20 protein-coding genes are annotated in these 21338 nt (G+C 65.1%); 11 read left to right on the top strand and 9 right to left on the bottom strand.

Features of this window, described 5'->3' with window-relative positions; translation table 11 throughout:
• The first annotated feature begins 4 nt into the window (after window positions 1-4).
• On the top strand, window positions 5-427 hold the full coding sequence (locus AOT83_RS10205) for a hypothetical protein (RefSeq protein WP_030093601.1): 423 nt from the start codon (window positions 5-7) through the stop codon (window positions 425-427).
• Between the two features lie 4 nt (window positions 428-431).
• Here AOT83_RS10205 and AOT83_RS10200 read toward each other — a convergent pair whose 3' ends face one another.
• Window positions 432-782 (bottom strand): gamma-glutamylcyclotransferase family protein, encoded by a 351-nt coding sequence (locus tag AOT83_RS10200; RefSeq protein WP_057966045.1) that lies wholly within the window; start codon window positions 780-782, stop codon window positions 432-434.
• A 43-nt stretch (window positions 783-825) separates the two neighbouring features.
• Window positions 826-1257: a VOC family protein gene (locus AOT83_RS10195; protein ID WP_030093592.1), complete on the bottom strand. Its 432-nt coding sequence runs from the start codon at window positions 1255-1257 to the stop codon at window positions 826-828.
• Window positions 1258-1358: 101 nt separating this feature from the next.
• Between AOT83_RS10195 and AOT83_RS10190 the strand changes: the two genes are divergently transcribed.
• Window positions 1359-1727 carry a cupin domain-containing protein gene (locus AOT83_RS10190; RefSeq protein WP_057965985.1) on the top strand — a complete coding sequence of 123 codons (369 nt, stop codon included), beginning with the start codon at window positions 1359-1361 and terminating at the stop codon, window positions 1725-1727.
• 77 nt (window positions 1728-1804) lie between these two features.
• On the top strand, window positions 1805-2812 hold the full coding sequence (locus AOT83_RS10185; RefSeq protein ID WP_057965984.1) for an Rv2578c family radical SAM protein: 1008 nt from the start codon (window positions 1805-1807) through the stop codon (window positions 2810-2812).
• Window positions 2813-2828: 16 nt separating this feature from the next.
• Here AOT83_RS10185 and AOT83_RS10180 read toward each other — a convergent pair whose 3' ends face one another.
• Window positions 2829-3716, bottom strand: a complete 888-nt coding sequence (locus AOT83_RS10180; RefSeq protein ID WP_030093590.1) for a neutral zinc metallopeptidase — start codon at window positions 3714-3716, stop codon at window positions 2829-2831.
• Window positions 3717-3876: 160 nt separating this feature from the next.
• On the opposite strand from AOT83_RS10180, the gene AOT83_RS10175 reads away from it, so the two are divergent.
• From AOT83_RS10175 to AOT83_RS10165, 3 genes are all read left to right on the top strand, one after another.
• Window positions 3877-5379: a carboxylesterase family protein gene (locus AOT83_RS10175; protein ID WP_234797135.1), complete on the top strand. Its 1503-nt coding sequence runs from the start codon at window positions 3877-3879 to the stop codon at window positions 5377-5379.
• A 102-nt stretch (window positions 5380-5481) separates the two neighbouring features.
• Window positions 5482-7272 carry an aspartate--tRNA ligase gene (gene aspS, locus AOT83_RS10170; protein ID WP_030093588.1) on the top strand — a complete coding sequence of 597 codons (1791 nt, stop codon included), beginning with the start codon at window positions 5482-5484 and terminating at the stop codon, window positions 7270-7272.
• A 5-nt stretch (window positions 7273-7277) separates the two neighbouring features.
• Window positions 7278-8186: a DUF389 domain-containing protein gene (locus AOT83_RS10165; protein ID WP_030093587.1), complete on the top strand. Its 909-nt coding sequence runs from the start codon at window positions 7278-7280 to the stop codon at window positions 8184-8186.
• On the opposite strand, the gene AOT83_RS10160 is transcribed toward AOT83_RS10165, so the two are convergent.
• Genes AOT83_RS10160 through AOT83_RS10150 form a run of 3 tightly spaced genes read right to left on the bottom strand, consistent with a single transcriptional unit; the run spans window position 8183 to window position 10580 of the window.
• Window positions 8183-8860 carry a haloacid dehalogenase type II gene (locus AOT83_RS10160; protein ID WP_030093586.1) on the bottom strand — a complete coding sequence of 226 codons (678 nt, stop codon included), beginning with the start codon at window positions 8858-8860 and terminating at the stop codon, window positions 8183-8185. The genes AOT83_RS10165 and AOT83_RS10160 overlap by 4 nt on opposite strands.
• A gap of 11 nt (window positions 8861-8871) precedes the next feature.
• A complete protein-coding gene (locus AOT83_RS10155; protein ID WP_057965983.1) occupies window positions 8872-9594 on the bottom strand; it encodes a TIGR03943 family protein in 723 nt (240 codons plus the stop codon).
• Window positions 9591-10580, bottom strand: a complete 990-nt coding sequence (locus AOT83_RS10150) for a permease (RefSeq protein ID WP_057965982.1) — start codon at window positions 10578-10580, stop codon at window positions 9591-9593. Before AOT83_RS10150 ends, AOT83_RS10155 begins: the two co-directional genes overlap by 4 nt.
• Window positions 10581-10637: 57 nt before the next feature.
• Between AOT83_RS10150 and AOT83_RS10145 the strand changes: the two genes are divergently transcribed.
• The 5 genes from AOT83_RS10145 to AOT83_RS10125 all read left to right on the top strand — a co-directional run bounded on the left by AOT83_RS10145 (window position 10638) and on the right by AOT83_RS10125 (window position 19171).
• Complete coding sequence (locus AOT83_RS10145; protein WP_030093583.1) at window positions 10638-11084, top strand: nitroreductase family deazaflavin-dependent oxidoreductase; 447 nt, start codon at window positions 10638-10640, stop codon at window positions 11082-11084.
• Window positions 11085-11206: 122 nt separating this feature from the next.
• Window positions 11207-14533, top strand: coding sequence for a transglutaminase family protein (locus AOT83_RS10140; RefSeq protein WP_057965981.1), 3327 nt, complete (start codon window positions 11207-11209; stop codon window positions 14531-14533).
• 90 nt (window positions 14534-14623) lie between these two features.
• Entirely contained in the window at window positions 14624-17227 is a 2604-nt protein-coding gene (locus tag AOT83_RS10135) for a circularly permuted type 2 ATP-grasp protein (protein WP_030093581.1), read from the top strand.
• Complete coding sequence (locus AOT83_RS10130; RefSeq protein ID WP_057966043.1) at window positions 17224-18153, top strand: transglutaminase family protein; 930 nt, start codon at window positions 17224-17226, stop codon at window positions 18151-18153. Before AOT83_RS10135 ends, AOT83_RS10130 begins: the two co-directional genes overlap by 4 nt.
• The gene (locus AOT83_RS10125) at window positions 18146-19171 is read left to right on the top strand and encodes a putative zinc-binding metallopeptidase (protein WP_057965980.1); all 1026 of its coding nucleotides are present in this window, start codon (window positions 18146-18148) and stop codon (window positions 19169-19171) included. The genes AOT83_RS10130 and AOT83_RS10125 overlap by 8 nt, the downstream gene beginning before the upstream one ends.
• On the opposite strand, the gene AOT83_RS10120 is transcribed toward AOT83_RS10125, so the two are convergent.
• From AOT83_RS10120 to AOT83_RS10110, 3 genes are read right to left on the bottom strand one after another with little or no spacing between them, the layout of a single operon-like run.
• Complete coding sequence (locus tag AOT83_RS10120) at window positions 19172-19420, bottom strand: F0F1 ATP synthase subunit C (RefSeq protein WP_046253928.1); 249 nt, start codon at window positions 19418-19420, stop codon at window positions 19172-19174. It lies immediately after the preceding gene.
• A complete protein-coding gene (locus tag AOT83_RS10115) occupies window positions 19410-20693 on the bottom strand; it encodes a glycosyltransferase (RefSeq protein ID WP_057965979.1) in 1284 nt (427 codons plus the stop codon). The genes AOT83_RS10120 and AOT83_RS10115 overlap by 11 nt, the downstream gene beginning before the upstream one ends.
• Window positions 20690-21313: a TetR/AcrR family transcriptional regulator gene (locus AOT83_RS10110; protein WP_057965978.1), complete on the bottom strand. Its 624-nt coding sequence runs from the start codon at window positions 21311-21313 to the stop codon at window positions 20690-20692. The genes AOT83_RS10115 and AOT83_RS10110 overlap by 4 nt, the downstream gene beginning before the upstream one ends.
• Window positions 21314-21338: the final 25 nt, after the last annotated feature.

Below are 21338 nucleotides of genomic sequence, written 5' to 3'. Positions count from 1 at the left end.
ACGTATGGGACGTATCACAGCAGCTCTGCTCGCCACGGCCAGTACCGCAACGTTGACGCTGGCGTCGATGGCCATGGCTCCGATGGCGGAGGCGGCACCGCACCAGGTGAAGTATGTGATCAGCTCCGACCGTGACTTCCTGTCGCAGACCCTTGTGCTGCAGAACGAGCCGCCGAGCGCATCGGCGTATGACTCGGAGTCGAGCAAGTATCTGGTGCGCGCATCGACCCGCATCGCACCCGATGCTCCATTCGTCGTGGAGACCACGTTGAACGATCCGACTCAGTGGGCATATGTGAGTGCGAGCGCGGCGGCCAAGGCGGTCACCGGCGCACCTGTCTTCCACTGTGAGGTGTACGTGGATGGTGCCCTGGCCACCCAGGCCGATGGCGAAACCGCCGTCACCTGCTCGCTGCGAAAGTGGTAACCCGCTAGCCGGCGAATACGTAGACCCAGGCCGTCGCGCCCGAGCGTAATGGTACCGAAATACGTTGGTAGTCATCGACTTCGTACTCGTCGGCGGCGGCCAGCTGCTCTGCGGTGATCGAGAAGACCGTGCCAGGGACCTGCGCTGCGGAATCAGCCGAGGGGCGCAGGATGGGGTGGCGGTCGCTGCCGCTGGTCGCGATGACATGCGGGTCGGTGATGGTCACGTAGTCCAGATCGAATCCCACGATGGCATCGGCATGGCCGTCCAGTTCCTGCCCGAACGTGGTGCGCTGGACCTCGGCCTGCTGCAGGGTGCCATAGGAGAACAAGAGCTCGGTTGCGGTATCCGTCACGCTGTCAGTCAACCAGGGCACCATCTGGAGTGCATCTGGGCACTCAGCCCCCAAGGTGCACGGTGCCGTCCGGGCCTATCCGCCAGCCGGGGTTATGGGCGATTTCCCAGATCAGCCCGTTGGGGTCCTGAATGTGGGCGTGGAACACCCCGCCGAATTGCCCAGGCTGCGGCGGTTTGAGAACCGTGCCGCCGGCGGCCGCCATGATGCCGGAGAGCGCGGTGACGTCCTCGGCAGAATCGACGTTGTGGGCCAGGGTGATCCCGGAGACTCGCGAATGGTCACCGGGTGCGGCGAGATCCTCGTTGAACTTGTCTGCCAGGAAAAAGCCCAGCAGCTGCCCGGGTGCTGACTGGTAGAAGATAATTTCGCCCTCTACGTCGAGCAGTGGAGTCCACTCCAACGCGCCATAGAAACGTCGGGTCGCATCCAGATCCGTTGCGGCAATGGTGACGAAGTGCAACTGCTGCTTCATGAAAGCCAGCCTAGTTTTGTGTTCCGACACTGTCTGAGGGGCTTGATGTCTTATGTCTTGGCGGGGTTGACCGCGTTTTGTGAGGAAGGCACCATCGGAGTATGTCCGGTGGGGTAGTGGATCTTGGTGAGAAGTTGGCGCTGTTTTCCGAGCTATGGTCGCCGAAGGTGGTGGCTCGGCTCAACGACTACGAGGTCAAAGTCGTGAAGCTAAGCGGGGAGTTTGTGTGGCACAAGCACGACGAGACCGATGAGTTGTTCTTGGTGATCACAGGCGAATTGACCATCCAGTTACGGGATCGGGATGTCACCGTTGGCCCCGGCCAGTTGTTCGTGGTCCCTCGTGGCGTGGAACACCGCCCCCGCGCTCGCGGCGAAGTGCACGCAGTGTTAATCGAGCCTACGGGGGTCGTTAACACCGGTGATGCTGGTGGTGCTCTCGCTGCCGCCTATGACGATTCGTTCGCCTAGCACTTTCCAACTCGAGTTAGTGTTCCGACACGGACGGGGGATTGACAGGGATATCGAACATATGTTCGCATAGAGGTATGCGGTGGGACGGTCAGACGCTGGCGGCCGACGACGGTGCGCTCCCTGGCTTGGACCGTATTGGCTTGGTGCGCAGCGTCCGTACGCCCGAGTTCGAGGGCATCACCTTTCATGAGGTGTTGTGTAAGTCCGCGCTCAACAAGGTGCCCGCGGTATCGATGTTGCCGTTTCGGTTTACTGTCAACGCGTTTCGTGGATGCGCGCATGCCTGTCGCTACTGTTTCGCGCGTCCGACCCACGAATATCTGGAGTTTGACAGCGGTGCTGACTTTGACAGTCAGATCGTCGTGAAGACCAATCTGGTGCCGGTGCTCAGGAAGGAACTGGGGCGCAAGTCCTGGAATCGTGAGACGGTCGCACTGGGTACCAACACCGATCCCTATCAACGGGCCGAGGGGCGCTATGGGATGATGCCGGGAGTTATTGCAGCGCTGGCAGATTCGGGAACTCCGGTGTCGATCCTCACCAAGGGCACCCTGTTGCGCCGGGATCTGCCGCTGCTTGCCGAGGCTGCCCAGCAGGTCCCGGTGAGTCTGGGAATATCGCTGGCCATCGGCGATGAGACGTTGCACCAGGCGGTTGAGCCGGGGGTGCCGACACCGCAGGCGAGGCTGTCGCTGATCGCCGCGGCGCGTGAGGCCGGGTTTGAACCGCACGTGATGGTGGCGCCGGTGCTTCCGTTCCTCACCGACACGGTGGAGCATCTCGACGACCTATTGGGCCGCATCGCCGATGCCGGTGCCTCCGGTGTCACCGTGTTTCCTCTGCACTTGCGCGGGACGACACGCGGCTGGTTCATGTCATGGGTATCGCAAGCGCACCCCGAGCTCGTCGGTCGATACCGGGAGCTGTACCGCAAGGGCGCGTACGTACCCGCCGAGTACCGGGCGTGGCTGCGTGAGCGTGTGGGGCCATTGGTGAGTAAGCACGGGCTGGCGTCGCATCGTGAGGAAACCCCTACGAGGCCAGTTAAATTGACGCCCGCGTTGGAGCCCACACTGTTCTGATCGCCGGGCGCCGGGCCTAGTTCAGGTTGTCGGCGTTGAAGGTGTCGCAGGTGCGGAAGTCGCCGGTGTTGTACCCCTGGGTAAACCACCGCTGACGCTGCTCGGATGAGCCGTGCGACCACGCTTCGGGGTTGACCCGCCCCGTGGCCCGCTTCTGGATCCGGTCATCGCCCACGGAGGACGCTGCCGACAATGCATCCCGAATGTCTTGCTCCGTCAAGGGTTTCAGGAACGGAACGCCGCTGCCTTCCTGGACGGTGGTAGAGGCATGCTTTGCCCAGACGCCGGCGTAGCAGTCGGCCTGCAGCTCGGTGCACACGCCGCCACCTGCTTGCCCCTCGGCACAACGGTGGTTCTTACCCAGCACGCCGAACAGGTTCTGTACGTGATGCCCGAACTCGTGCGCCACCACGTACTCCTGGGCCAACGGGCCACCACTGGATCCGAACTGGTCCACCAGCACCTGGAAAAAGCTGGTATCGAAGTACGCGGTTTGGTCGGCGGGGCAGTAGAAGGGGCCGACCTCCGTGGAGGCGGCGCCGCATCCGGTGTTCACCTGACCGCTGAACAGCTTCACGCCCGGCCGCGGGTACTTGGGCCCGAGGATCTGCGTCCACACGGCATCCACCGAGTTCCCGGTGGCGATGATGCGGCAGTCCAACGACTTGTTCGCGTCGGCGCCGGTCTTGCAGTGGCTGAAGTCCTGCGCCTGTTCCTGCGCGGGGCCTGCCTGCTGCTGGCCTTGTTGTTGCAGAACCTGGCTCGGGTCGCCGCCGAGCAGCAACACCACCACCGCGATCAGCAACCCGCCGACGCCGCCGCCGATGGCCATCTTGGGGCCGCGCCCCATGCCGCCACCCGAGGTGGTGCTGGTGTCGATCTGCATGCCTTCGTTGAAGGTCATTGGTCTGTCACTCCCGTGTCGTAGCTCTGCCACTCAGCTATTGACTGCTGCCGGCTGCCGATACCTTTGCATACTCCACAGACGCACGTACCGCTACATGGCGAAGAGTTCATGTCGGGTCCGGGACTTTCCGGCGGGGCCTATCGGCTCTGGAGCGCTCTTGCGCATTACGATTCGATGCGTGGCCGTTGACGTCGCCCTGCCGACCGTCGTGCGCACGCCGTTGGGGGACCTGCGCGGAACCACCGAAGGCGGTGTTTCGGTCTGGCGCGGGGTGCCGTACGCGCGTCAGCCGGTCGAGCAGCTCAGGTTCCTGGCACCTGTCCCCTTGGAACCCTGGGACGGCGTACGTGACGCCATCGAGCACGCGCCATTACCTCCGCAAGGAAAATCGTTCGTGGGCGCAGGCCGGGACGACCCCAAGGTTCGCGGCGAAGAGTGCCTGACGGTCACGGTCTGGTCACCGGACATCCACGCAAACCTGCCCGTCATGGTGTGGATTCCGGGGGGAGCCTTCGTTTTCGGGGCCGGACAGCTGGAGCTCTACAGCGGGGCGCGGCTCGCGGCCAACGGCAACGTCGTGGTCGTCAACGTCACCTACCGGATCGGAGCCCTGGGCGGGCTGGAACTCAGTGCCCTGGGTGAAGGTTTCGACGACAACCTGGCGCTGCGTGATCAAATCGCGGCGCTGACGTGGGTGCGTGACAACATCGCGGCGTTCGGCGGTGACCCTGACCGCGTCACGATCTTCGGCGAGTCGGCCGGGGCGACGTCGGTGCTGGCATTGCTGGCGACTCCGGCGGCAGGGGGTCTGTTCGGGCGTGCCATCGCGCAGAGCCCGGCATTGCCACTGATTGCCGACAAGGCCCTGCGGGATCGGCGTGCACATCGGTATCTCGAACTGCTCGATGTGACCGACCCCAGTCGGCTCAAGGTCTTGCCGCAACGGGAGCTGCGCCGGGGTGCGGCCAAGTTGCAGATCGAGAGCGCGACCGAGACTCCTGTCCTGGGCTACGGACTGACGCACGGCACCGATCTGCTGCCGCATCACCCGGTTGAGGCTGCGCGACGCGGCGAGGTGCATCAGGTGCCGCTCATCATCGGGTCAAACAGCCACGAGGCGTCGATGTTCGCGCGCGTAAAACCGCCGATGCTGCCCACCACCGAGCCGACCGTCAACGGTTACTTCAATCGGATAGGCCCGGAGTATCAAGACGCGATCATTGCCGCGTACCCGCAGTACCCGAGCCGTTCGGCGCTGGTGGCGGTGGGCTCCGATGCCATGTTCGCCGCGCCCATGTGGGCTTTCGCCGATGCCTACAGCGCCTTTGTCGACACTTACATGTACAGGTTCGACCACACGGCATGGGGCCTCCGGCTCCTGGGGCTCGGGGCCACCCACGGCAGCGAAATCGTGCATGTCCACCACAGCTACGGTTCCTTCGTCGGGATGCTGCTGAGCCCACTGGGCGCACGGATGATGCCCTCGGTCGGGCGCCGCATGCAGCGAGCGTGGCTGGATTTCGCCACCGGGGGCAGCCCCGACGACTGGCCGCTCTACGGCGCGGACGGCAGACGCACCCGAATCATTCGGTCTCGCTCCGACGTCACCATCGAAGATCCCGACTCGGTGCGCCGGATCGCCTGGGCCCAGGTGCACTGAGCCTCGACACGGCGCACCCGACAGGGCAACGAACGCGGGCCGCTAGGCTCAAACCTCTAATACTGGCCTCTTGTAGAACAAGCACTGTCGAAGGGATCTTTTGTGCTGCGCACTCACGACGCGGGGACGTTGCGGGAGTCGGACGCCGGGCAGCGTGTGACGCTTGCCGGCTGGGTGGCTCGACGGCGCGACCACGGCGGCGTCATCTTCATCGACCTGCGTGATGCCTCCGGCGTATCTCAGGTGGTGTTCCGTGACGACGCGGTGCTCGAACAGGCGCATCGTTTGCGCGCCGAATTCTGTGTCGAGGTCACCGGTGTGGTCGAGGTCCGGCCGGAGGGCAACGCCAACGCCGAGATTCCGACCGGCCAGATCGAGGTCAACGCCGCCGAACTGATCGTGCTCAACGAAAGTGCGCCGCTGCCGTTCCAGCTGGACGAGACCGCAGGTGAAGAGGCACGCCTGAAGTATCGCTACCTGGATCTGCGCCGCGAGGGGCCGGGTAACGCAATCAGGTTGCGCTCCAAGGCAAACGCTTCGGCACGAAGCGTGCTGGCACGCCATGATTTCGTGGAGGTGGAAACCCCGACGCTGACGCGGTCGACGCCTGAGGGCGCGCGCGATTTCCTGGTGCCGGCGCGTCTGCAGCCGGGTAGTTTCTACGCGCTGCCGCAGAGCCCACAGTTGTTCAAACAGTTGCTGATGGTCGCGGGTATGGAGCGGTACTACCAGATCGCGCGCTGTTACCGGGATGAGGACTTCCGGGCGGACCGTCAGCCCGAGTTCACTCAGCTCGATATCGAGATGAGCTTCGTGGACCAGGACGACATCATCACCCTGGCGGAGGAGATTCTGGTCGCGCTGTGGGATCTGATCGGCTATCACGTGCCGACCCCGATCGCCCGCATCACCTACGCCGAAGCAATGCGCCGCTATGGCAGCGACAAGCCGGATCTGCGATTCGGACTGGAGCTGGTGGAATGCACGGAGTACTTCTCCGACACCAGCTTCCGGGTATTCCAGGCGCCCTATGTGGGTGCGGTGGTGATGCCCGGCGGCGCAGATCAACCGCGCCGCACCCTGGACGGCTGGCAAGAGTTTGCCAAGCAGCGCGGGCATAAGGGTCTGGCCTACGTGCTGGTGGGGGAGGACGGCACCCTCGGCGGTCCCGTCGCCAAGAACTTGACCGACGCCGAACGCGACGGATTAGCGGCCCACGTCGGCGCCAAACCCGGCGACTGCATCTTCTTCTCTGCCGGCGGGGTCAAGTCCTCGCGCGCGTTGTTGGGCTCGGTGCGTGGCGAGGTCGCGCAGCGTCTCGGATTGATCGATCCGGACGCCTGGGCATTCACTTGGGTGGTCGACGCCCCACTGTTCGAGCCTGCCGACGAGGCGACAGCGGCCGGTGATGTGGCTGTCGGTTCGGGCGCCTGGACCGCCGTACACCACGCCTTCACCTCACCGAAGCCGGAGTCGGAGAACACCTTCGACACCGATCCGGGAACAGCCCTCGCCTACGCCTACGACATCGTGTGCAACGGACACGAAATCGGCGGCGGATCGATTCGTATCCATCGCCGCGACGTGCAGGAACGCGTGTTCAAGGTGATGGGCATCAGCAATGAAGAGGCGCAGGACAAGTTCGGCTTCCTGCTGGACGCCTTCGCCTTCGGCGCGCCTCCGCATGGCGGCATCGCCTTCGGGTGGGACCGGGTGACCGCGTTGTTGGCGGGTACACCCTCGATCCGGGAAGTCATCGCCTTCCCGAAGTCCGGTGGCGGTGTCGATCCGCTCACGGATGCTCCGGCGCCGATCACGGCGGCCCAGCGCAAGGAATCGGGCATCGACGCCAAACCCGAGAAGGCGGACAAACCGACTACGCCGGACGCGTAGCGCACGTGCTGCACGTTCGGGTCATCGCACCCGCCGATCTCTCCGATCAGGTGGTGGAGTTCCTCGCCACCACAGCGGGAGTCGCGCACATCGTGCGGGTGACCGGCGCGGCGATCAGCCCGGCGGGTGACGTGATCACCGCCGACGTGGCTCGGGAGACGGCCAACGACGTGCTCAACGGGCTCAAGGCAGTCGATATCGACAAGCGGGGATCGATCACCGCCGAAGTGCTCGATACGGTGATCTCGCAGACCGCCTACGAGGCCGAGGACGACGCCGAAGGCGACCCCGCCGACGCAGTCATCTGGGATGAGCTGATTGGGCGCACGCGCGAGGAATCCACCCTCAATCTGACCTTTCTGGCCTTCTTGTGTCTGGCCTGCCTGATTGCCGCGGTCGGCGTGGTTACTGATTCGCCGGTCACCATCGTCGGTGCCATGGTGGTCGGTCCAGAGTTCGGTCCGCTTGCCGCGCTGGCGGTTTCGATTGTGCGCCGGAAATGGTCGCTTGCCCGCCGGTCGCTGCTGGCGTTGGTGGTGGGATTCCCGGTGGCGATGGCGGTGACTGCCGTCGGGGCGCTGGCCGCCGAGGGTGCAGGGTGGGTGACCTTGAAGAGTGTGCGTGAGCTGCAGCAGGTCGACTTCATCTTCCAGGTGGGGCCGTTCTCATTGGTCGTCGCGCTGCTGGCGGGTGCGGCCGGCATGCTGTCGTTGATGTCTGCGAAATCGGCCGCGCTGGTGGGTGTCTTCATCTCGGTGACCACCGTGCCCGCCGCCGGTTTCGCTGTGGTGGCGGCGACCGTGGGGGAATGGGAGATCGCGGGACTGTCCGCGCTGCAACTGGCGGTCAACCTCTTCGGCATCGTCCTGGCCGGGGTGATGGTCCTGCTGGTGCGGCCGCGCCGATTGCGCTAGGCGATAGCGCCGATATCGGTGACCCGCTGATCGAATTCCCGGTCGGGGTCGTCGTGAGCCAGCGCGGGATCTCCGTACTCGTAAGGCCGCGAGACGAAGACGGTACCCATGCCGATCTCTTGTGCGGCACGCAGGTCGTACGGATGCGCGGCCACCATCGCGGCCTCGTGGGGCTCCACCCCGAGGTAACGGAGCGCGCGCCGGTAGACCATCGGGTCCGGTTTGAAGCTGCCGAATACCTCTGCGGTGAGCACCGCATCCCACGAAATGCCCAGGCGTTTGAACAGATTGACCATGGTGGCCATGTCGGTGTTGGACAACGTGGCGATAACGGTCTGCGAACGCAGACCAGACAGTCCGATGGGTACGTCCGGCCAGGGAACGAGGCGCTGCCAGCCCGATGCGACTACCTCGGCAGTCGCAGAGTCGGGGCGCCGCAGCCCGAAGCTCTCACAGACATCGGCAAAGCCGTGTGCGTACAGATCCTGTACCCGCGTCCAGCCATCGACCGACTGTGCCAGGTTGGCGACGCGGTCGAAATAGTCAGCGCGCCAGGCACGGGTGAAGGCGGCAGCGTCGATGTCGGGGTCGTACTCGGCAACCGCGTGCGACACCGGCTCAAAGAAGTCCAGCAGCGTGCCCTGCACATCGAACAGGTATGCCTTGTACCGCAACGTGACTCCGTTCAGTAGGTGCTCTTGGGCGGGTCGGTGCGGGTGATGCCTGCGACCTCGATCGCCGGAATCGACGACGGGTCGCGATAGCTCTGTCCGCCGGGTACGGTGCCGGTCACCGAGATCCAGGTGTTCTCGGGAAGCGCCGATGCCGATGCGGCAGCGGGTCCCGTCATGTGCAGCCGGGCCAACTGGGCGTCGGCGGCACAACAGACGATGACTATCTTGGCCAGGTCGGTGCGTTCACCGTCCTTGAAGGTGAAGCCAGTAACAGTGATTGTGCGTCCGCTCAACGTGTCCGAGGACCCTGCGGCGATGCGCATCAGAATCTCTGGCAGCGGCACCGACGGTGCGTCGCCGGGTGGCAGTGGGGGAAATGCTCGCCGGGGCGTGTTGGCCGAGGCGGAGATGTTGGCCGGCGCGATGGATCGAGCGCTCAGGGCCGGCGGCACGATGAAGATCAGCAGGACGATTGGTAACACCAGAAACCATGTGGCGCCGTGCTTGTGGCTGTGGTCTCCGTGACCCTCGTGGTCGTGGTCATGCTCGGTGTGGCCGCGGCGCACATCGCGGATGATCGCGGCCAGACCTAGTCCGATCACGATGACCGCCGAACAGGCGAGCCACGGCAGCAGCCCGGGTTTGACGTAGCGCGTGAAGGTTCCGGTCACCGCGATCATGGCCACACTGACCCCCAGCAGGATCAGCAGGGTGTTCTCCGTATCGCGCCTCATGAGGTTCCCAGCACAGCCAGTCCGACGGCTGTCGCGACGGCGGTGGCCACCACGAATGTCACCGGTGCGAACCGAGCGGCGAACGCGCGCCCGAACATCCCCGACTGCATCGCGATCAGCTTCACATCGACAGCCGGTCCGACCACGAGGAACACCAAGCGCGGGATCAGCGGCATCATCGTGATGCTGGCGGCGACGAAGGCGTCGGCTTCCGAGCACAACGCCAGCACCACGGCCAGCAGCGCCATGGTCACCACACCGACGACAAGGTTGCCCGCCAGATGCTCGAAAACCCAGGCCGGTACCAGCACGTGCAAGGCCGCCGCGGCCACCGCCCCGATCGCCAGGTACGAGGCCGCCTGTAGAAAGTCGTGGCGGGCCGCCTCGGTGAATGTCGTCCAGCGGGAGCCGGATCCGGCGTGGGCCGTGGGCAGCTTGCGGGTGACCCAGCTGTCCCGCCCCCACCGCGACCACACCATCCCCATGATTATCGCGGTGAGCAGTGAGGCCACCGCACGCGCCAGCACCATCTTCGGCTGGCCGGGGAACGCGACCGCGGTAGCGACCAGTACTACCGGGTTGATCGCCGGCGCCGACAACATGAAGGTCAGTGCGGCGGCACCGACCGATCCCGGCCCGTACAGCCGGCGTGCCACCGGCACCGATCCGCATTCGCAGCCGGGCAGCGCGGCGCCACTGACTCCCGCCACCGCCACCGCGGCAACGGACCGGTTCGGCAGCCAGCGCGCCAGACGTTCCGGGGTGACGAACGTCGCGACGAGCCCGCTCACGATCACGCCGAGTGCAAGGAAGGGGACGGCCTGGACGAACACCCCACAGAACACCGTTCCGGCGGTGGCCAGCTTCTCGTTGGCGTCGACGATCCCGCGTAACCGGCTGGCAGCCAGGGCCATCAGGATTAGAGCCACCACCAAGACCTCGGTCGAGCCGAACCAGCGTCGTTCCCGGGAGGCGGCCACCGTCATCCAGTCATCCTGACAGTGCATCCTGAGAACCCGGCGCAGCGGTGGCACTCTGGTGAGGTGACTGATGACACACCCTTCAATGAGCAGCCCGCCGCGGTGATCAACGAATTCAATGACGGCGTAACTCAGGAATTCCGCGCCAACGGTGGACAGGTCGGTGGTCAATTCGCCGGCGTTCCGATCCTGCTGCTGACCAACACCGGTGCCAAGAGCGGAAAGGAGCGTCTGAATCCGCTGGCCTACTTCGATATCGACGGCAAGATCTACATCGTCGGTTCCTTCGGCGGTGCGGACAAGGACCCCGCATGGGTGCATAACTTGCGGGCACATCCGCATGCGCATATCGACATCGGAACTGACGGTTACGACGTGGTAGCCCATGAGCTTTCACTCAGCGAGCGCGATGCGCTGTACCCGAAGGTTGTTGAGCAGGTTCCCGTGTTCGCCGACTATCAGGAGAAGACCGACCGGGCGATTCCGATCTTTGAACTGCGACGTCACTAGCCGAGAGCGGTCGCCGATGAGCTACCGGTAGAGCGTCCGCGCGGCCTCTGCGGGCCTGCGGGTTGGTTGTGTGCCGATTCGCAGGCCATGCGGGTGGGGCCAGGTTATGGTGGGATCAGCCGATGGGCATCAAGGTGGCGCTGGAGCATCGGACCAGCTACGCATTCGACAGACTCGTGCAGGTGCATCCGCACGAGATTCGATTGCGCCCCGCGCCGCATACCAGGACACCGATCGAGGCGTACTCGTTGCGTATCGCCCCCGATGATCACTTCATCAACTGGCAACAGGATGCCTTCGGGAATTTCCTTGCCCGCGTGGTCTTTCCGAACCGGACCCGTCGATTGTCGATTACCGTGGGGCTCATCGCCGACCTGAAATCGGTCAATCCGTTCGACTTCTTCATCGAGGAGTGGGCCGAACACATCGGTTTCGCCTACCCGCCCGCGTTGGCCGCCGATCTCGAGCCTTATCTCAAGCCGGTGGACGAATCGATTCCCGGCTCGGGGCCCGGTGAGCTGGCCCGCGCGTGGGTGGCCAATTTCACGATGGCGCCCGACACACGCATCATCGACTACCTCGTCACCATCAATCAGGCGCTGTGCTCGGATGTCGGCTACGCCGTGCGCTTGGAGCCCGGGGTCCAGAGCCCCGACACCACCCTGGCGGTGGGTATCGGTTCTTGCCGTGACACCGCCTGGTTACTTGTCTCGATTCTGCGGCAGAAGGGTCTTGCCGCTCGCTTCGTGTCCGGGTACCTGGTCCAGCTGACGTCGGATATCGCCGCAATCGACGGGCCTTCCGGTCCGGTGGCCGACTTCACCGATCTGCACGCCTGGGCTGAGGTCTATATCCCCGGCGCGGGGTGGGTCGGTCTGGACCCCACATCGGGGCTGCTCGCGGGGGAAGGGCACATTCCGCTCTCGGCGACACCGCATCCGTCGACATCGGCCGCAATCTCCGGCGCCACCGACGTGTGCGAGTCCACGCTCGACTTCTCCAACACGGTCACTCGCGTGCATGAGGACCCCCGAGTCACGCTGCCCTACACGGCATCGGCGTGGGAGGCGGTCACCGCGCTGGGTGCGGAGATCGATGTCCGGCTTGATAGCGCTGGGGTGGGGTTGACGATGGGCGGCGAGCCGACCTTCGTCTCGGTCGATGACCAGGTTGCCGAGGAATGGAACACCGCGGCCGACGGACCCCAGAAGCGGGTCCGTGCCTCCGATCTGACTGCCCGCCTGAAATCGCTCTGGGCGCCAACCGGTTTGGTGCAGCGCAGTCAGGGGAAGTGGTACCCGGGTGAACCGTTGCCGCGATGGCAGATCGGCTTGTACTGGCGCCGCGACGGCCAGCCGCTGTGGTCCGACCCCGATCTGCTGGCGGACCCGTGGGCCGAGGACCGGGAATGGTCCACGCCGGACGGTGCCGACCGTGCGTTGTTGATCGCGCTGGCCGGCGATCTTGGGCTGCCCGAGAGTCAGGTGCGCGCGGCATACGAGGATCCGCTGACCCGACTGGCCGCGTCGGTTCGGCGCCCGGCCGGAGATCCGGTATCAACGGCCGATGACATAGCGCCGCAGGAAGATTCGGAAGAGCGGCGTTCGGAGCTGCTGGTAGGCCTAGACGAACAGGTGACCCGGCCGGCCGCGCACCTGCTGCCCCTGCACCGCGGGGAGGACGGCAGCGGCTGGGAAAGCGCAGACTGGCAACTGCGTCGCGGCCGGATCGTGCTGACGGAAGGACGGTCTCCGGCAGGTCTGCGGCTCCCACTGGCCGCCGTCTCCTGGAAGCCGGCCCCACACCCGACCGAGGCGGATCCGCTCAGCGCTACAGCCGAACTCGATACGCAGCGATCCGGTACCGCGGCCGTCGTGCCCGCGGACGGTGTACCCACCACAGCCATGGTTGCCGAGATCCGCGACGGGCTGCTGTACCTGTTCCTGCCGCCCCTGGAGAGCCTCGACGATTTCGTAGATCTCATCGCCCGCGTCGAGGCGGCAGCCACCTGCCCACTGGTGATCGAAGGTTATGGGCCGCCGCCGGACCCTCGGCTCGAAGCCATGAGCGTGACTCCCGACCCGGGTGTCATCGAGGTCAACGTGACACCCACCGGCAGCTTCGCCGAACAGTCCCGCCAGCTCGAGGTGTTGTACGAGGAGGCACGGAAAGCCCGGCTGACCACCGAATCGTTCGACACCGACGGCACCCACACCGGGACCGGAGGGGGTAACCACATCACGTTGGGGGGCCGGACCCCGGCGACGTCGCCGTTGTTGCGGCGGCCCGATCTACTGGTCTCGCTGCTGACCTACTGGCAGCATCACCCCGCGTTGTCGTATCTGTTCTCGGGACGATTCGTCGGCACCACCTCGCAGGCCCCACGTGTCGACGAGGGGCGCGAAGAGGCGTTGTACGAGTTGGAGATCGCCTTCGCGGAGATCGAGAGATTGACGACATCGCCCGGCCCCGACCGTGCTGCGGACGCCGCGCCGTGGCATGTGGACAGGGCGCTGCGGCACCTGCTCACCGACATCACCGGGAACACCCACCGTGCGGAGTTCTGCATCGACAAGCTGTACAGCCCCGACAGTGCGCGCGGACGTCTGGGCCTGTTGGAGCTGCGGGGATTCGAGATGCCTCCGCATTTCCAGATGGCGATGGTCCAGTCTCTGTTGGTGCGCGCGCTGGTCGCCAAGTTCTGGGAACAACCCCTACGGGCGCCGCTGATACGACACGGTGCAAATCTTCATGGCCGTTACTTGTTGCCACACTTCATCATTCACGACATCGCTCAGGTTGCCGCCGATCTGCGCGCGCACGGCATCGCTTTCGAGACAAGCTGGCTCGATCCCTTCACCGAGTTCCGGTTCCCACGAATCGGCACCGCGGTGTTCGACGGTATCGAGGTCGAACTGCGCGGGGCCATCGAACCGTGGCGGGTGCTGGGGGAGGAGGCGACCGCAGGAGGCACCGCGCGCTACGTCGATTCCTCCATCGAACGCGTGCAGGTGCGGGTCATCGGCGCCGACCGATCCCGGTACGTCATCACCTGCAACGGTCAGCCCATCCCGCTGCTCTCGACGGCAAACCCGGATGTGCAGGTGGCCGGAGTCCGTTATCGGGCCTGGCAGCCGCCCAGCGCTCTGCACCCGAGCATCACCGTCGATGACCCGTTGCGATTCGAGCTCATCGACACCGCTAACGCCCTGTCTCGCGGAGGCTGTACGTACCACGTATCGCACCCGGGCGGCCGCGCGTATGACGATCCTCCGGTCAATGCGGTGGCGGCCGAAGCACGCCGCGGTCGGCGTTTCGATGCCACCGGTTACACCACCGGTCGTGTTGATTTGTCAGACTTGCGCGAGAAACAAGCCCGCATGTCCACCGATGCGGTCGCGCCCGGCATCCTGGATTTACGCCGTGCGAGGACGGTGGGGCGCAGGTGAGAGAGCGGAACAGGAAGGAAGGTAGCGACGGTGGCAGCACCTGCTTCGGGGGCTCCCGCCGGACCCGGCTACCCGTTGACCGATAACCCGCTGATCGCGCAGTACCGCAGCGCGCGCGCCCAGGGAGCACTGTTCGAGGTCGGCCGGCGGGGCAGTCAGGCTGGGTACGACGAGTTCCTGGCGCCCGACGGGAACGTCCGCCCGGCGTGGACCGACTTGGCCGACGCCATCGCGCAACGCGGCCGTCCCGGTTTGGACCGTCTGCTGGATCGCGTCCGCACTCTGATCGACAGCGACGGCATCACCTACATGGATCCCCGGCGCGTCGCGGGATCTGCATCCGGGCCCGATGCGCCCACCCATCCGGTGCCGTGGCGTCTGGATGGGCTCCCGTTATTACTCGACCCCGCTGACTGGAACGTGCTGGAGGTTGGTCTCACCCAGCGGGCCACGCTGCTGGACGCCGTTCTCAGCGACCTGTATGGGCCTCAGGAACTGATCAGATCCGGCGCGTTGCCACCGCAGCTGCTCTTCGCCCATCCCGGTTATGTGCGGGCCGCCCACGGCATGGCCCTGCCCGGCAGGCATCAGCTCTTCCTGCTCGGATGCGATATCGGCCGCACGAGCGTTGGCGACTTCCGGGTGAACGCCGACTGGACACAGGCGCCCTCGGGTGCCGGGTATGCGATGGCGGATCGCCGCGTGGTCGCGCACGCCGCTCCCGATCTCTACGAGAAGGTCGCGCCAAGGCCGACCTCATCATTCGCGCAGGCGCTGCGCCTGGCGCTCATCGATGTCGCTCCCGAATCGGTCGAGGATCCGACGGTGGTCGTGCTCAGCCCAGGCATCCACTCCGAGACATCATTCGACCAGGCCTACCTCGCGTCGGTACTGGGTTTTCCACTGGTCGAGTCCGCGGATCTGGTGGTACGCGACGGCAAACTCTGGATGAGATCGCTGGGCACCCTGCGCCGCGTGGATGTGGTGCTGCGCCGCGTCGACGCCGGCTACTCCGATCCGCTGGACTTGCGGGCAGACTCGCGTCTGGGAGTTGTTGGCCTGGTCGAGGTGCTGCGCCGGGGTGCGGTCACCGTCGTCAACTCGTTGGGCAGCGGGATCCTGGAGAACCCGGGCCTGGCCCGTTTCCTGCCGGAGTTGTCGTATCGCCTGCTTGAAGAGCCGCTCGCGTTGCCGGGCGTCCAGACCTGGTGGGGCGGCATCGATGCGGAGCGCTCGCACCTGCTCGCCAACCTGGGCACGCTGTTGGTCAAATCAACAGTGGCGGACGAGGTATATACCGGACCGTTGCAGTCCTCGGAGACACTGGAGACATTGCGGGCACGTATCGAGGCGGCACCCTGGCGCTGGGTCGGTCAGGAACTTCCCGAACTGTCGGTGGCCCCCACCTATCTGCGGCCGGGCGCCCTCACCGCGGCACCGATCGGCATGAGGCTGTTCACCGTCGCACAGCGCGGCGGGTATGCGCCGATGATCGGTGGTCTCGGTTATGTCGCTGCTTCCGGGTACTCGGGGTCGACACTCAACAGCCTTGCCGCCAAAGATATCTGGGTCCAGCAGCCGGATCGCGATCAGACCGAGCGGGCACTGACCGTCGCGCCGCTGGATTTGCCCGCCGGGCGATTGGCGGGCGCCGACGCGGTCAGCTCGCCGCGCGTGTTGTCCGATCTGTTCTGGCTCGGGCGATACGGAGAGCGTGCCGAGAATCTCGTTCGGCTGTTGTCTGTTACCCGGGAACGGTTCCACGAGTATCGGTATCGGCAGTTCATGGAGGCCAGTGAATGCGTCCCGGTGCTGCTGAAGGCGCTCGGCGATATCACCGGCACCGACACCGGATCCGAAGATCTGGGAACCCAACTGTGGTCGCTGACGGTGGACAAGGAGCGGGTCGGTTCCCTGGCCCAATCGGTGGAGCGCCTCGGCCTGGCCGCCCGCGCAGTTCGCGACCAGATGTCCAACGACACCTGGATGGTGCTCGGTGGCATGGACCGGGCCATCGCCGCGGCGGCGGCCGAGTACGACGACAGCACGCGTTCGGGAGGCAACTCCACTCGCGCCGATGACACGGTGCTCGCCGCCACCCAAACGCAAGTATTGGCAGGGCTTCTCGCGCTATCAGGCCTGGCGGCGGAGTCGACAGTTCACGACATCGGCTGGACGATCATGGATATCGGCAAGCGCATCGAGCGTGGCCTCGGCCTGACGGCGCTGTTGCGTTCCACGCTGACGGCGGTCCGCGGCCGCGCGGCCGAGCAGTCGGTCACTGAATCCACGCTGGTGGCTTGCGAGTCCTCGGTGATGTACCGCCGCCGCACCCGCGGCAAGATCAGCCTGGAGGCGGTGGCCGACCTGCTGCTGTTCGATGCTGTGAACCCGAGATCGCTTCTGTATCAGGTGGAATCGCTGCGCACCGACCTCAAGTCACTGCCGAGCGCCTCGGGGACCTCGCGTCCCGAGCGGCTGGTGGAGGATCTGGTAACGCAGTTGCGGCGGATTGATCCGGCCGATCTGGATGCCGCCGGTGAGGATGGGCAGCGCGATACGCTTGCTGAAACCCTCGACAACGTGCATCAGGCATTGCGCGAGTTGTCCACCGTGGTCACGAGGACACACTTGTCCATGCCGACCGGAATGCAGCCACTGTGGGGACCCGACACGACGCGGAGGTTGCCGTGACCGACGGTCTTGGCCCAAGCGGCTCAGCGGTCACCCGGTATCAGGTGACGCATCGCACCCTGTACCAATACTCCGACGACGTCACAAGCTCCTATGGCCGTGGCTATCTCACGCCACGTGACACCGATTGGCAGCGTTGCGAATCAAACGAGCTGATCGTCGAGCCGGAACCCTCGGACAGTTCCACCGGTAGAGATCTCTACGGAAACCTCAGTTCGTACTTCCACGTCACCACGCCACACCGCGAGCTGAGCGTGACAGCCCGCTCCATCGTCGACGTCAGTGTCCCGTCACCTCCCGGCGCGGGGTGGGAGCAGGCATGGGAGCTGGCCCGTCCGGCCTATGCGGAATCGTCGGGGGCGGGAGCGCTGGCCACCGAGTTCGTGCTGGATTTGGTGCCTCCGGAGATTACCGACGACGTAGAGGCCTACGCCGCAGTGAGTTTCACAGCAGGACGTCCGCTCGGGGAGGCTGTCGTGGATCTGATGGGCCGGATCTATCGCGATTTCCAGTACCGGTCGGGATCGACCACCATTTCCACGAAGGTCAGCGAGGTGCTGGCCGCGGGGGAAGGCGTCTGTCAGGATTTCGCGCGCATGGCGGTCACGGCGCTGCGCACCCAGGGACTCGCGGCACGTTACGTCTCCGGCTATCTGGCGACGAATCCGCCGCCGGGGCAGCCCCGCCTCGTCGGTGCCGACGCCACCCATGCCTGGGCGGCGGTGTGGGTTCCACCCGACGGATGGGTCGCGTTCGACCCGACGAATGACACCGTCGCCGATGAGCGGTACGTCACCGTCGCGTGGGGTCGCGATTACGCCGATGTACCGCCGCTGCGCGGCATCATCTACACCGACTCCGAAAGCAGCACGATCAAAGTGTCGGTGGACGTCGCACCGTGTGAGGAGAGCCCAGCGCATGCGTGACTTCATCTGCCCGCAGTGTGGTCAGCATCTGGCATTCGAAAATTCGGTGTGCCTGTCCTGTGGCAGTCACGTCGGGTTTTCGCTTCAGGACAAGGCGCTGTTGGTGATCGCCAACGACGACGGACCCGGGTTCGTCGACTCCGATGATCACCGCCTGTGTGCGAACCTTCATGTGGCCGAATGCAATTGGCTGGTGTACGGCACGGCGTCGGGCACGTTATGCGCATCCTGTGAGCTCACACGCACCCGGCCCAACGACTCTGACAGCACGGCCCTGCCTGCGTTCGCGGAGGCGGAAAAGGCCAAGCGCCGGCTCATCGCCGAACTCGCGGAGCTGCGGCTACCGGTGACGGGGCGTGATGTCGATACCGAGTTCGGGCTGGCCTTCGATCTGCTCTCCAGCGAGCAGGAACCGGTGATGACGGGACATCACAACGGGGTGATCACCCTGGATCTCGCCGAGGGTGATGACGTGCATCGCGAGCAGCTTCGCATCTCCATGGACGAGCCGTATCGCACCCTGCTCGGACATTTCCGTCACGAGATCGGGCATTACTTCTACTACCGGCTCGTCGGGGTTTCTGCGGACTATGCCGAGAGATTCCGTGCACTGTTCGGTGATGCGGATGCCGACTACCAGGCCGCATTGGATCGCCACTATCAGCAGGGCGTGCCCGAGGGGTGGGAGGCCAATTTTGTCTCCTCCTATGCCACCATGCATCCCGCCGAGGACTGGGCGGAGACCTTCGCGCACTATCTGCATATCCGCGACACGTTGGACACCGCAGCTTCCTTCGCGCTGGCGCCGGCGGGCGGCACCTTCGATCGCCGGGTTCTAGGTCCCAGCGGATTCGACACCATCATCGAGATGTGGCTGCCGCTGGCGTGGTCGCTCAACATGGTTAACCGCTCCATGGGGCGCGATGACCTGTACCCCTTCGTGCTGCCCGGTCCGGTGCTGGAGAAGATGCGGCTGATCCACGAGGTTGTCGTGGCGGCGGGGGATGCTGCCGCCTAACTACCCACCAGGGGTGGCAAATACGAAGAGTGCCATGAACGCCACGTTGATGAAAAAGGTGGCTTCCACGAGGCTCACCGTAATGAAAAATGGTGTAAACAAACGGTTCTGAGATTCCGGCTGGCGCGCTACCCCGGCAATGAGCTGTGCACCAGCCATGCCGTCACCGATACCGGCGCCGATCGCGCCGCCGGCGAGCGTTATCGCTCCGGCCAGTAGCGCGTTGCCCATGAGTAGATCAGTAGCCATGATGTGCACCTTTCATCGTTGTGGCGTCCAACATCGCAGCGATGATCTTCACCGCTGGCCCGATACCGTCCTCATCGTTAATCAGTCGCGAGAGGCGTTGGGCTTCTTGGCGATACCGTGATTCGGTGATGGCTTGTGTAATCGATGCCGACAGCTCCTCGGCGCGAAGCGACACGCGCGGTAGCGGAGTGGTGGCTGCACCGGCTTGAGACAGGCGGGCGGCCCAGAAGGGTTGGTCCATGATGCCGGGCACGGGAACTGAGGGGACACCGGCGCGCAGCGCAGCCGCGGCCGTACCGGCGCCACAGTGGTGGATGACAGCGGCCATCCGCGGAAACAGCCAGGAGTGTGGAAGATCGTCGATGGTGAGGACGTCATCGCTCAAACCGGCAAGTCCGGCCCATCCGCGTTGCACGACCGCTCGGACCCCAGCGGTATGTGTCGCGGTGGCAATGATCTCCGAGAGTTCGGGCCCCCGGGACGTGGCAGTACTACCGAAACCGAAAAACACGGGTGCGGGTCCGTCCTTCAGAAATTCGTCCAGCTCTGTTGGCGGTAGCCAGGTTTCGTCAGGGGCGGGCCACCAGTAGCCGGTTTGGTGCCAGTGCGCGCGCCAATCACGGGGACGTGTGACGACATGCCGGCTATATCCGTGCACGATGGGCCAGCTGTTGGCGCGGGCCCCGTGATATCGACGCAGCGACGCCGGGGCCAGTCCGAGGTGGCGGCGCAGATCGTTGATGACTGGGGTGTAGATCCGTTCACCCGACTGGGCAAGACGCCATATCAACCGATTGCCGTACCCACCGAACGAGCGGGTGGTGAGTGGTGGGGGTGCAAATTCGGCAGTGGGGCAAGCTGGTTGGAGTGCGAGCCCTGCACTGGGTATGCCCAGGGCCTCGGCGACGTGATACCCGAGCAGGGTGCCCACGGGGCCCTCTGCCAACAGGAGATCGGCGTCGTGTGCGGTGCTGGCCATCGCCTCGCCGACGCCCACAAGTCCGGCGCGCATCTCGGCGAGAGCCGCACCCGAGGGGCGCATCCGGTCGCCGTCCACGAGCGCCTGACCATGTTGGGAGTCTCGCGTTGCTGTCTCGGTATCGCCGGGCAACGGTCGAAATTCCAGGCCGGAGGCGCGCACCAGCTGTGCATAGGGATGTTGCGCGGCGATGACCACATGCGCAGACAGGCTGTCGCGCAGCCGAGTTCCCAGCCCGGTCAGCGGTGCGACATCTCCGCGGGTGCCATACGCGAAGATCACGATCGTCGTCATCGCGCTGCACCGACGGCTTTGGTGAACATGTCGACCAGTTGCTCCCCGTATCCGATCGCGTCGTAGTTCACGTCGCGGCCCAGCTCCCATACGGCGCCATCCAGTGCGGCTCGTAAGGCGTTCTTCATGAACCGGGGTGACACTCGCTGGAACTCGCCGGTCGCGATGCCGTCGACGAAGATCGCCTCGGGGTCCATGGCGGCGAACTCGGCAGGCGGCGCTGTGCCGGACGCGGCCTGGTCGAACCGGAGGCCGTCGGCGCTGCGATAACCGGTGATGATCTCTAACAGGGCTATCGCGGCCACCCGATTGCTCACGATGAACGCGATGTTGGCTCTGATGTAGGCGGCGAGGCGTGCGGTCGCGGTGGACTCTGCGTGTACGGCGGGCACGATTGCGGTGGCTGCCCGGGTGAAGACCTCAACCATCACGGATTCGATGACCTCGGTTTTCGACGTGAAGTGGTAGAGCACCGCGCTCTTGGCCACCCCCACGTGTTCGGCGATTTTCGCCAGCGATGTCTGCGGATAGCCGGCACCGGCGAGCACCTCGATGGCCCCGGCCACTATCTGTGCTCGTCGGGCCCGTTCTGTGAACGTCAACGTCTCTTCAGACCGCATGGTCTTAAATTAGACCGATCGGTCA

It is taken from the genome of Mycobacteroides sp. H001 (genome assembly GCF_001440005.1).
In the GTDB taxonomy this organism is placed as follows: Bacteria; Actinomycetota; Actinomycetes; order Mycobacteriales; family Mycobacteriaceae; genus Mycobacterium; species Mycobacterium gwanakae.
The sequence above is the reverse complement of the archived record's forward strand: the minus strand, read 5'-3'. Positions and strand labels throughout refer to the sequence as shown.

Excerpts from the sequence above, each read along its gene's own strand:
- AOT83_RS10205 (WP_030093601.1), top strand. The coding sequence starts at position 5 with ATGGGACGTATCACAGCAGCTCTGCTCGCCACGGCCAGTACCGCAACG.
- AOT83_RS10195 (WP_030093592.1), bottom strand. The coding sequence starts at position 1,257 with ATGAAGCAGCAGTTGCACTTCGTCACCATTGCCGCAACGGATCTGGAT.
- AOT83_RS10190 (WP_057965985.1), top strand. The coding sequence starts at position 1,359 with ATGTCCGGTGGGGTAGTGGATCTTGGTGAGAAGTTGGCGCTGTTTTCC.
- AOT83_RS10185 (WP_057965984.1), top strand. The coding sequence starts at position 1,805 with ATGCGGTGGGACGGTCAGACGCTGGCGGCCGACGACGGTGCGCTCCCT.
- AOT83_RS10180 (WP_030093590.1), bottom strand. The coding sequence starts at position 3,716 with ATGACCTTCAACGAAGGCATGCAGATCGACACCAGCACCACCTCGGGT.
- AOT83_RS10155 (WP_057965983.1), bottom strand. The coding sequence starts at position 9,594 with ATGAGGCGCGATACGGAGAACACCCTGCTGATCCTGCTGGGGGTCAGT.
- AOT83_RS10150 (WP_057965982.1), bottom strand. The coding sequence starts at position 10,580 with ATGACGGTGGCCGCCTCCCGGGAACGACGCTGGTTCGGCTCGACCGAG.
- AOT83_RS10140 (WP_057965981.1), top strand. The coding sequence starts at position 11,207 with ATGGGCATCAAGGTGGCGCTGGAGCATCGGACCAGCTACGCATTCGAC.
- AOT83_RS10125 (WP_057965980.1), top strand. The coding sequence starts at position 18,146 with ATGCGTGACTTCATCTGCCCGCAGTGTGGTCAGCATCTGGCATTCGAA.
- AOT83_RS10120 (WP_046253928.1), bottom strand. The coding sequence starts at position 19,420 with ATGGCTACTGATCTACTCATGGGCAACGCGCTACTGGCCGGAGCGATA.
- AOT83_RS10115 (WP_057965979.1), bottom strand. The coding sequence starts at position 20,693 with ATGACGACGATCGTGATCTTCGCGTATGGCACCCGCGGAGATGTCGCA.
- AOT83_RS10110 (WP_057965978.1), bottom strand. The coding sequence starts at position 21,313 with ATGCGGTCTGAAGAGACGTTGACGTTCACAGAACGGGCCCGACGAGCA.